The organism is Nitrobacter winogradskyi, assembly GCF_006539545.1.
In the GTDB taxonomy this organism is placed as follows: Bacteria; Pseudomonadota; Alphaproteobacteria; order Rhizobiales; family Xanthobacteraceae; genus Nitrobacter; species Nitrobacter winogradskyi_A.
The window spans coordinates 1-11,192 of record NZ_BJNF01000041.1 but is presented as its reverse complement, the minus strand read 5'-3'; the positions used below and the strand labels follow the sequence as shown (position 1 = coordinate 11,192).

Sequence of the window (11,192 nt, the reverse complement as noted above, 5' to 3'; positions counted from 1 at the left end):
CGATAAAGTGGAGGGAGGGCCCATGGCCAGGAAACCCACGCGTGATGAAGACAGAAAGCCCGCTCCAAAGCCTGCTCCGAAGCGGGGAGCGAGCGCGGTGAAGCTCATCGAGTTGAGGCTCGGCTTTTTTCTCAACCCGGACCAGATCGTCAGCGTGCGGGTCTTGCCGCAGCAAGAGGACGCGACCTACGCGCTGATGCAACTGTCGAATGGCGACAAGCTTGATCTCACACGCGAGGAGTTCATGGCGGTCACCGGCAACGATCCGCGCCCCCCCGCGCGGTTCCGCCAGAAGTCGTCCCGGTCATGAACAACCGGAGTCGCGGCGGGCACGATACTGTCGAGGCCCATCAGCTTAGAACCAATCCAGACAACTGATATTGCGAGGGAATTGTTCATTCGATAAAGCCGGGCCATGATCGCGCATAACCCGCGCGATCGAGGGAACAAGGCTCGGCCCGTGACGTTCGATGTCCATGATCTTTTCCGGCGGCACAGCAAGGAACTGACCCGTTTCCTGCGCCGGCGCGTGCCGTCCGCGGACGTGGCCGCGGATCTGACCCAGGAGGCGTTTCTCGCGCTCTGGGCGGCGCGCTCCCGCACATCCATCGCCGATGGTCATGCCTATCTGTTTCGCACGGCGACCAATCTGGCGATCAACCATAATCGCCGCCAGCGCATCCTGTCTTTTGTCGATGACCCGGACACCGCGCTTGCGACGCTCGCGGACGAAACTCCGTCGGCCGAGCAGGTTCTGTTATCCCGTCAGGAATTGATGATCGTTTACGCGACGCTGAAGGAATTCCCGCCGGCCCATCGCGCGGTTTTCATTCTGTCACGCATCGACGGCAGGACGTTCGCCGAGATTGGCCGGATGCTCGACATCCAGCCCAGGACGGCGTTTGGCCATATGGTGCGCATCCTCGCCCGGATGAAACTGCGGCTCGACGAGGCGCGGCGTTAATTTGCCGCGAAAATTCGTCTCTCCCGATTGTCATATAAGAGAACGAGCAGGCATAGCCTCCGGCTGTCTGCGCCGTTCGGGAGATGTGTTCGCATGGAACGAGGGGCAGATAGTCAGATGACCGACGATCCCGATCATGTCCGGATTGTCGAGGAGGCGGCCGTCTGGTTCGCCACGATGCACGACGGCAAGCCTTCCGGTGACGACAGGAAGGCGTTGAAGGTGTGGCTCGCGGCCGATCCGCGCCACGTCAGGGCCTATGCGGATATCGACAGGCTGTGGACGGGCGCGATCGAGCTTCCGGGCATGAAGGACCGCCACCGCGCCGCGCGGAAGGCAATAACGCGCCGCAGGTTCGGCGAGGCGGTCGTCATCGGCGCTGTAGGCCTCGGTGCGTGGCGATACCTCGCGAGCCATCCGTTTGCCGACTACCGGACCGGAACCGGCGAACGGCGCAGCGTGAATCTCGCCGACGGGTCGACCGTCGATCTTGCGGCCGAAACCAAGCTTTCAGTGGCTTTCACGCGCGAGCGGCGGGGCCTTACGCTCCATGAAGGCGAGGCCTTTTTCACGGTTGCGAAAGACGCGGGGCGGCCGTTCGTCGTCGAGGCCGGTGAGGGGCGCACGACCGCGCTCGGCACGGCGTTCGGCGTTGATTATCGGGATGACAGCGCGACCGTGATCGTGACGGACAGCACCGTCGATGTCGCGCTTGGCGAGGAGTCCGCCCGGGTTTCCGCCGGCTCGCTGGTCACCTATGACAGCCGCCATATCGGAGAACTCCGGCAGTCGGAAACCGGCACCGAACTCGCGTGGCGGGAGGGACGGCTGGTCTTCACGCAGGCGCCTCTCGGACAAGCCGTGCAGGCGCTCAACCGCTGGCGCTCGGGGCGCATTGTCGTCATGAGCGACGCGCTCGCGCAGCGCCCCATCACGCTCATCGTCAACCTCAATCGCACCGAGACGATCGTGGCGCAACTCGCCGAGGCGGTGCCGATCCGAATTGTGGCCGCCACGCCATACCTGACGCTGTTGTTTCCGGCCGGCTGATTTTTTTGCATCACGCCGCAAAATTCCGGAGCCCCGATTGTCTGACTCTGTAACCGCGCTCCGGCGTCTCTGCCGGGGCTTGTGTATGGGGGCTTTAAGGGTATGAGAAGCGGGGCGGAGAAAAGGCTGGTCACGGAAGCATGGGCTGACGCCTCGAACGGGTGCGCGTTTTTTCTGCTTCTATCGACGGTCCTGACGACAGGCATGGTCGGCGTCGCGAATGCCCAGATGCCGGGATCGAACACGCGTGTCACGGCCCAGGCCGCGCCCGGTGCAAGCTATAACTTCTCCATCCCACCCCAGCCGCTCGCCGGTGCGATCTCGGCTTTCTCCCGTGTCACTGGCATAGATGTCGTCGGCGACGGCGGCATCGGGCGCGGCGTCGGGTCGCCCGGCGTATCCGGCAATCTCACGCCCCATCAGGCGCTGACCCGTCTTCTGGCGGGAACGGGTCTCAGCTATCGCTTTACCAATGCCTCGACCGTCGCGATCCAGCGGCCGAACGCGGATGGCGGTACCGGCGCGGCTCCCGCCGGGGCGATCGCGCTCGATACCATCGACATTCAGGGCGAGACCGCGTGGGGTCCGGCGAACGGCTTTGTCGCCAGCCGCAGCGCCACCGCCACCAAGACCGATACGCCGATCATCGAGGTGCCGCAGTCGATTTCGGTGGTGACGCAGGACCAGATGCAAACGCGGCAGGTCCAGTCGGTAAACGAAACGCTGAATTATACGCCGGGCGTTTTTGCCGGAAGCAGCGGGAATCAGTTCAATTCTGTCGGTGCCCAGATCCGCGGCTTCAATACCACCCCGTGGGGTGGGGCCATGTTCCTGAACCGGCTGCGCTCCATCAGCAACAGCGACCTCGAGCCCTATGCGCTGGAGCGTGTCGAGGTGATGCGCGGGCCTGCTTCGGTTCTCTACGGACAGAACGAACCGAGCGGCGTGATCGGCCTCGTTACCAAGCGTCCGACCGAACAGCCCTTTCACGAAGTCCGGCTTCAGGGCGGCAGTTTCGGCCAGAGGGGCGGCGGTTTCGACTTCGGCGGCCCGGTGACGGAGGACAGATCGGTGCTCTATCGCTTCACCGGCCTGATGCGCGAAGGCGGCAACGGCATCGACTTTTCAAACGACCGGCGCGCATTCCTGTCCGGCGCCGTGACGTGGCGTCCAACGGATGCGACTGAAGTCAACGCTTTCGCCATGCACCAAAGAGACGACAGCAAATGGAACTACGGCCTCCCCGCGCGGGGAACGGCGCTCCCCAATCCGAACGGACGAATTCCGATTACGCGCTTCATCGGCGAGCCGGCCTTTGATTATAACAACACGGAGATGACCGTCATCGGGTACAATCTACAACATCGCGCCACCGACAACCTCGTCTTCAGGCAGAACCTTCAGTACTCACATGAGATCTGGGACTATCGCAACGTCACGCCGGGAAGCCTGCAGGCCGATTTGCGTACGCTCAATCGTACCGCCTCCAGAGACCGCTATAGCTGGGACACGTTCGCGGTCGACAATCACGCCGAGTTGAAAGCGACCACCGGCGTACTGCGCCACACCGTGCTGTTCGGAGTTGACTATCGAATGCGCAAAGGTACTGAGCAAGGCACATGGAGCGGTGTCGTCGGTCCGATCGATGTCTATGCCCCCGTCTACGGCTCGCCTGTTTTCCTGCCGGCCGACAATTTCGGAAATCGGCAAACCCAGAATTTCACCGGCGTCTACATTCAGGATCAGATCAAGCTCGAGAGATGGATCCTGACTCTCGGCGGACGCCACGACTGGGCGGATACCAGGACAGTCGATACTTTCAATCTCGGTGTTGGCGGAGTGACCCCGACCACCACTCAGAACGATCGGGCCTTCACCAAGCGGGCCGGTCTTGGCTACGAATTCGACAGCGGAGTGGTCCCCTACGTTAGCTACTCCGAGTCCTTCATGCCCCTATCCGGAACGACATTTGACGGAACACCATACAAGCCGACAACCGGCATACAGTATGAGGCCGGCGTCAAGTTCCAGCCGAAAGACACGAACTTGCGGATGACGGCCGCAGTTTACGACCTGCGGCGTCAGAATGTCACAACGCCTGATCTGGACCATCCTGGAAAGTCCATCCAGATCGGCGAAGTCACCTCGCGCGGCTTCGAGTTCGAGGCGGTCGCCAGCCTGACCAGCAATCTCAACCTGACCGCGGCCTATGCCTATAACGATGCGCGAGTCACCAGGAGCAACGGCGCCGACCTCGGCAAACGACTGCTTCGAACGCCGCCGCATCTCGCCTCGCTGTGGGCCGACTACACCATTCGCGAGGGCGCGCTGAACGGCCTCGGCTTCGGCGGCGGCATACGTTATGTCTCGGCCAGCGCCGGCGACAGTCTCAACACGTTTTATGCACCGGCCTATACGGTGGTGGATGCGATGATCCGCTACGACATCGACAACTGGCGCTTCTCCGTCAACGCTACCAACCTGTTCGACACGCAGTATGTCGCGGCGTGTGCTAACGTCAATCAATGTAACGTCGGGCGCGTGCGCACCGTGCTCGGCAGGGTGAGCTATCGCTGGTAGCTCGCCGTCATTGCCGGGCTTGATCCGGCAATCCATCCTTCTTCCAAAAGATGGACCCACGGGTCTCGGGCGCGGGAAACGGCGCTTCGCGCTTAAGCCCGCGGGTGACACTGGCGGGAGTCGTCATGGCCGGGCTTGTCCCGGCCATCCACGTCTTTCTTCACTGAAATTCCAAAGACGTGGATACCCGGCACAATGGGCCAGTGCTCGGGCCGGCGAAGCCGGACCCGAGTGCCGGGCATGACGGGCTGCTACGGATTGCTGATTCCGTCTAAAACAAACATGCTCTTGGAGCGTTTTCGAGTGAACAGGTCATCCGCTTCGCGTGAAAACGATAAGCCTGGTGACAAAGCTGCCACGAAACTTCCAGCGCAGGTGCTCAACAATCGCTCGGGGAACCAGCGGCCGCTCGCCGCGGTTCCCTCATGTCCGTATTCTCGCCGCGATTACCGTGCACCACGCTCCCATCGTGGGGACACCTGCACATTGCCGCATCACATTCACAAGCCGCCACTCGCCTGCCGCCGCGCCGTGTTGCGCTCGCTCGCGGGCGCGGCCTGCACACTGACTCTCGGCGCATCCGTCGGCGGCTGCACCAGCGCTGCTCTCTCGTCCGGCGGTGCGACCTTCGATGCCGCAGAACTCACCGCCAATCCGACGCTTCTGGTCGCCACCACACGCAAGCCCGTGAACGGCGCGCGCGCCAAGCCCTGGTATGGGTCCGAGCGCGCCGCGCGGCTGAACATCGCCCGCGCCAGGCTCACGCCGCCAGGCGAGGGACGATTCTCGCTCAGCGCCGTCGGGCTCGGCGATTGGCGTCTGGACGCGATCGAGCCGACCAGCCAGATTGGCGACCTCTATGCCGAGCCGGGCGGAACCCGTGACGTGCTGATCTACGTTCACGGCTTCAACCAGACGTTTGAAAGCGCGGCGCTCGACGCCGCCCGGATTTCCGAAGGCATTCGCTTTCGCGGCGAGACCATGGTGTTCTCCTGGCCCTCGAAGGCGAGCCTGCTCGACTACGGCTATGACCGGGAGAGCGCGATGTGGTCGCGCGACGCGCTTGATCAAGTCGTGACCGGTTTGATGGCGAGTCCTATCACCGGCCGCATTCACATCGTCGCGCATTCGGTCGGCACAATGCTGACGATGGAGGCGCTGCGTCAGATATGCGCGCGGCAGCCGGCGGCCGGCGACCGCATCGGGGCGGTCATTTTCGCCTCCCCCGACATCGATCTCGATGTCTTCACCTCCTCGGTCGAGCGCGTCGGTCCGCTCGCCAGGAAGATCACGGTCGTCACCGCGACCAACGATCGCGCATTGGCTCTCTCGGGCTTCCTGGCCGGCGGCGTCAAGCGCGTCGGCGCTGCCGAAAAAGCCAGACTTGAGCAACTTGGGCTGCGCGTCATCGACGCCTCGGCACAGGGATGGGGCATTATCAACCACGACCTGTTCCTGTCCAACGCGAAGGTCCGTCAGGTGATCCGACGCTCCATCGACGGACAACCGATCGACGGGGCCTGAGAGCATTTTCGCTTCTGGTGGGATCAGAAGCGGAGAGACCTCGGGCATGTCGATGTCGATGCGATTGTCATCGTCACATTGCGCCGGCGCTTGCCAACGATCGTCGATCGCGTCTCTCGTGCGTGGCTGAGACAACGAACAGCCGAACAGCAGTCTCAAGAACCATTTTCAAAGCTCGCGAGTCTGGCGGATGAGAGCCGGCGAGGAGAGCGGTTAAGTCAAGAGCTTTACGTTGAAGCGCTCGCGCTAGCGACCAGTTCATCATTCATCCGATCTATAAGTCGACGAGTTGACACTTTGCATGCGCAATGCGCAGGGGTGCCCCGAAGCGAGCGAGGGAAGTCAATCAGGCGATGTATAGTAAGATATACATTCCCTTTGACGGAAGAAAACTCGCTGGAAGGCTGGCGGCTTGCGTCATGGATCGTTGTCCGTTCGGATGATCGATGCATGGGGAAGGGAAGTCAGGAAGAAAAGAAAATGATGACAGATGCCGATAAGGTAGAGTTCGGGAATCGCCTTGCAAAACTTGTCGCCGGTAAGCATTGGACCGATGTGGAGTTTGCTCGCGAAGCATCGAAGCGGTTTCGCGGTCCCCATGATTTCCGCCGCTGCGATATTTCGCTCTATATGCGCGGAATCCGGTTTCCGGATCCTTCACGCCTGAAGGCGATCTGTGAAACGCTCGGCGTCGAAGAGAAGGCGCTGAAGGCCGAAGCTCACGTCGGTGCCAAGCACTAGAGCATGATCCCGAAAAGTGGAAAACCGGTTTTCGGAGAAGATCATGCTCAAACAGAAAGATAAGCGACGAGTCTGATTCAACGCAGTTGAAACAGACTCTAGAGAGCGTTCGCTTCTGATTGAATCAGAAGCGAAGCTTGAGTGTTGTTCTGAGACGTTTTCTTTCCGCGAACCGCGCCCATCCCGGATCAACCCGGAGGACATGCTTCGCTCGATCTCGCTATAGCCTGAATCACAACCCCGCTTCGGCGGGGTTTTTTCTTTGAGCATGATCCAAGTTGAATCGGACCAAGCTCTGGAAGCTGGAGCATGATCCCGACCCGAAGGGCCGCGCCAGCGCAAAGTGGAAACCGGCTTTCGGAAAAGATCATGCTCAAACATTCTTTAGCGACTGGTCGCAGTTCTTACGGCGAGCCAGAATCCACTTTGCCGGAAATGCTCCAGGTGCTGTTCGCAGGAAGTTCGAGTCGGGGTTTGAAACGCCGGCTCATGCTCATTGGATGTACGGCCTTCGGATCGCACGCGCGGAATTTGCGGGGCGCTTTCCCACCTCTCGTCGCGAGCGAGATTCCGGCTCGCCGCGGCACGGCTGAACTGTGCTAAAGATCACCGGTTGCTGGGAATGGGGTGGGGCGGCTCCAACACCGCAGGAGAGCGGGATAGAGCGGAATGAGGAGAGATGGGAGCGGCTTTCGCCCGCATCCCGCGGCTCAAAATCTTGAAATCGATCATGTTTTTGGAGCCGATTCGATCGAGAACGTGATCTAAGGGGTGCCATCGGCGAGGCCATGGACTGCGGCCGCCGAGCGGAGACATGGATGAACGAGGCGGAGAACAACAGCCGATCACCTCGCAGGGGGCTTTTCGTCAAGTACGTCATGTCGCTCGTCGGCCTGGTGGTGTTCGTCCTTGCCGTCAACGGCGCGCTCGAGATCTGGATCAGCTACAATCAGACCAAAACCGCGCTTGTTCTGGCGATGTCGGAAAAGGCCGATGCGGCGGCGCACCGCATCTCGCAGGCGATGGTGGATCTGGAGCGTCAGGTCAGCTGGGTCACGCGCGCCAGCGTCGTCACGGTCGAGCAACGACGCGCCGATTACGCCGAGTTGCTGAACCAGGTCCCGGCCGTCGATCGTATCTTTCAGCTCGACGGATCGGGCCGCGAGCAACTCCGTCTGTCTCGTCGCTCCGTCCTGGTCGGCAGCGGGGCTGATTTCTCCCGCGACGTAAGGTTCACCCGGACCATAGCGCAGGGCATGACATACGCGCCGGTGTTCTTCCGCGATCGACAGCCCTTCATGTCGATCGCCGTCGCTCATGCGGGACGGGACGCGGGCGCATCGGTGGCGGAAATCGATCTTCGCTTTTTGTCCGGATATGTCGACGATGCGCAGGGCGGCAAGGCGGGCTCCGCCTACGTCGTGGATGCGAACGGCATCCTGCTCGCCTCTTCCGACAAAATGATACATCCCGGCGAGAATCTCTCTTCACGGCCGCAACTCGCGTCCCTGCTGAATGCCGGACACGCGTCGTCGGCATCAGGAACGAACAATCAAGGTCAGGCGGTGCTGACTGCATCGAGCCCGGTCTCCACGCTTCGCTGGTTCGTGGTGCTTGAACAACCCGCAAGTCTCGCGCTCGCGCCGATCCGCGATCTCCTGATACGCATCGGAATTCTTGTCGCGTTCGGTCTTGTGGTCGCGATCATCGCCGGCATGCTGCTGGCGCGCCGGATGCTGGTCCCGATCCAGGCGCTCAGCAGCGGCGCGCGGCGCCTCGGCGCGGGCGACTTCGGGCATCGCATCGACATCAAGACCGGCGACGAGCTTGAGCAGCTCGCGGAGCGGTTCAACAGCATGGCCGGGCAGCTTCAGGAGACCTATTCGGACCTCGAGCTCAAGGTCAGGGAACGCACGCGCGATCTGGCGCAGTCCGTGAATGAACTCAAGGTGCTCGAGGAAGTCGGCCGCGCCGTCGTGTCGTCGCTGGACCTCGAGTCGGTGCTTTCGACCGTCGCCGCCCGCGCCCTGGAGATCACGAAAGCGGACGCCGTGCTGATCTACGGTTTCGATGCCGATAGCCGGCGTTTCGATCTTGTCGAGGCCAGCGGCATCGAAAAATCGACGGCCGGCGACCACCTCGTCATCGGCCCGGATGACAGCTTGCTGGGCGTGGCCGCGGCGAACAGCCAGCCGATCGCGATTGAGGATCTTGCATCCGCCGAGGCGAATCCGCTCAATGATGTCGCCGCCTCGGCCGGCTTCCGTTCTGTTCTGGTGGTCCCGCTCGTGGACCAGCAGGGCGTCCTTGGTTCGCTCGTCATGCTGCGACGGGGTGCGGGGGCGTTCTCGCCGAACCTGGTCGGGCTGATGCAGACGTTCGCCCATCAGGCGGCATTGGCGATGCGTAATGCAAGGCTGTTTCATGAGGTCGATCGAAAGGGTAAGGAGCTCGCCATTGCGCACGGCGTCGTCCAGCAACAGGCAGACAAGCTCCAGGAGCAGACCTATCGGCTGCTCAACTGGAACAGGTCGCTGGAGGAGCGGGTCGAGGCGCAACTCGGCGAGATCGAGCGGATCCGGAGGCTGGAGCGCTTCCTCGCGCCGCAGGTCGCGCAGATCGTCGCTTCGTCTGACGGACAGAATTCGCTGCTCGACAGCCATCGCGGCGAAGTGACGGTGGTGTTCTGCGATCTGCGCGGTTTCACGGCCTTCACCGAAAGCTCCGAGCCCGAAGAGGCGATGAATGTGCTTCGGGAATATCACGCGGCGCTCGGTGAACTGATCTTCAAGTACGAAGGCACGCTGGACCGCTACGCGGGCGACGGCGTGATGGTTCTGTTCAACGCTCCGGTCCCGGTTCCGGATCACACCCCACGCGCCATCAAGATGGCGGTCGAAATGCGCGATGCCGTCGACTTGCTGTCGCAGAAATGGCGAAGTCGCGGTCACAGTCTCGGCTTCAGCGTCGGGATCGCCGTCGGCTACGCCACGCTGGGCCAGGTCGGATTCGAGCGCCGGCTTGAATATGCGGCGATCGGCAGCGTGACCAATCTCGCCTCGCGCCTTTGCGATGAAGCCAAGGCGGGCCAGATCGTGGTCAATCAGCGCGCCTATGGCATGGTCGAACACCTCGTCGAGGCGGCTGAACTGGCGCCGATGGTCCTGAAAGGCTTTCACCATCCGATTGTGGCGGTCGAGATTCATCGCTGGCGCGATCACGCCGCGGGCGGGTCTGTCCGCCCCGCCGAGGACGGATCTGTCCGCTCCGCCGCGGGCCGGACGGCATGAACCATCCTTGCTTTGATCCTTGTGAGGCCTTCGATCGTGCCGGTTGTTGAAACGCGATCCTGGCTTGACTATAGCGTTCTCAAGCGAAGCGGATCGCGTTCTCGCCGCGATCTTTCCGGATAAAGAGTCTTGTCAATGTCCACGAAATTGCTGGGACGGCGCCACATTGCAACGCGGGGTCTCGCGCTGGCCGCTGTATGGGTGACAACCCTCACCGCTCCTGCGGGAGTGTCGGCGGACGAACAGGATATCCCGAACGCCGCCGCGGTCAGCGTCCTGAAAGCCACCAGGTTCTGCTTCTCGGCGAGCGCCCAGGTCACGGGGATACTGATCCCGAGGAACGAGACGGCGGTACGGCCGGAGCGGCCGGGCTTGAAGGTCGCCGAGATCCTGGCGGAGCCGGGACAGAGCGTGACCGCCGGGCAGGCGCTCGCCCGCCTGACGCGCCCCGAAGGCGGAACGACCCAGGTTTCGTCCCCGGTGGCCGGGTTGGTCAGCCGTTCGTCCGCCGAGATCGGAGCGGTGGCGTCGGGCAAGGGCGAGGCGCTGTTCAATATCGTCACCGGCAACGAATTTGATCTGGTTGGGCAGGTGCCGAGCGGTGACCTGGCGAAGCTCGCGGTCGGTCAGGCCGCTAAAGTCATGGCCGTCGGGCCAGTGAAATGGACGGCAAGGTCCGGTTGATCGCGCCGACGGTCGAACCGAACAGCCAGCTCGGGCAGGTCTTCATCTCCGTCGATCCCAGCAAGCACCTGTTGGTCAATGCGTTTGGCCGGGCCATCATCAAGACCGGCGAAAGCTGCGGCATTGCGGTGCCGCTGACGGCGATCCTGTATGGGAGCGCGGGCGCGGTGGTTCAGGTGGTCCGGCGCCAGCGGATTGAAACGCGGCACGTCGAGGTCGGATTGCTGTCAGGAGGACAGGTTGAGATCCGGGAAGGGCTGTCGGAAGGCGACGTTGTGGTCGCGCGTGCCGGCGCCTTGCTGCGCGAGGGCGATCCGGTCAGGCCGATCGCCGTGGAAGCGAGCGCGGCCCGTTAGAGC

7 protein-coding genes and 1 pseudogene are annotated in these 11,192 nt (G+C 62.4%); all 8 read left to right on the top strand.

The features are described from left to right. The first annotated feature begins 22 nt into the window (after positions 1–22). Entirely contained in the window at positions 23–310 is a 288-nt protein-coding gene (locus NWI01_RS08375; protein WP_141383421.1) for a hypothetical protein, read from the top strand. 150 nt (positions 311–460) lie between these two features. Then, a complete protein-coding gene (locus NWI01_RS08370; RefSeq protein ID WP_041345712.1) occupies positions 461–964 on the top strand; it encodes an RNA polymerase sigma factor in 504 nt (167 codons plus the stop codon). Between the two features lie 117 nt (positions 965–1,081). Then, positions 1,082–2,014, top strand: coding sequence for a FecR family protein (locus tag NWI01_RS08365; RefSeq protein ID WP_244613695.1), 933 nt, complete (start codon positions 1,082–1,084; stop codon positions 2,012–2,014). A 102-nt stretch (positions 2,015–2,116) separates the two neighbouring features. Further along, the gene (locus tag NWI01_RS08360; RefSeq protein ID WP_141383418.1) at positions 2,117–4,594 is read left to right on the top strand and encodes a TonB-dependent siderophore receptor; all 2,478 of its coding nucleotides are present in this window, start codon (positions 2,117–2,119) and stop codon (positions 4,592–4,594) included. Positions 4,595–5,080: 486 nt separating this feature from the next. Further along, a complete protein-coding gene (locus NWI01_RS08355) occupies positions 5,081–6,118 on the top strand; it encodes an alpha/beta hydrolase (RefSeq protein ID WP_141383417.1) in 1,038 nt (345 codons plus the stop codon). 450 nt (positions 6,119–6,568) lie between these two features. Then, positions 6,569–6,859 carry a hypothetical protein gene (locus NWI01_RS08350; protein ID WP_244613694.1) on the top strand — a complete coding sequence of 97 codons (291 nt, stop codon included), beginning with the start codon at positions 6,569–6,571 and terminating at the stop codon, positions 6,857–6,859. A gap of 818 nt (positions 6,860–7,677) precedes the next feature. After that, complete coding sequence (locus NWI01_RS08340) at positions 7,678–10,149, top strand: adenylate/guanylate cyclase domain-containing protein (RefSeq protein ID WP_141383415.1); 2,472 nt, start codon at positions 7,678–7,680, stop codon at positions 10,147–10,149. A gap of 135 nt (positions 10,150–10,284) precedes the next feature. Further along, positions 10,285–11,189: pseudogene (locus tag NWI01_RS08335) on the top strand (efflux RND transporter periplasmic adaptor subunit). The last annotated feature ends 3 nt before the right edge of the window (positions 11,190–11,192 follow it).

Coding starts and splice junctions, on each gene's coding strand:
- NWI01_RS08375 (WP_141383421.1), top strand. CDS start 23: ATGGCCAGGAAACCCACGCGTGATGAAGACAGAAAGCCCGCTCCAAAG.
- NWI01_RS08365 (WP_244613695.1), top strand. CDS start 1,082: ATGACCGACGATCCCGATCATGTCCGGATTGTCGAGGAGGCGGCCGTC.
- NWI01_RS08360 (WP_141383418.1), top strand. CDS start 2,117: ATGAGAAGCGGGGCGGAGAAAAGGCTGGTCACGGAAGCATGGGCTGAC.
- NWI01_RS08350 (WP_244613694.1), top strand. CDS start 6,569: ATGGGGAAGGGAAGTCAGGAAGAAAAGAAAATGATGACAGATGCCGAT.
- NWI01_RS08340 (WP_141383415.1), top strand. CDS start 7,678: ATGAACGAGGCGGAGAACAACAGCCGATCACCTCGCAGGGGGCTTTTC.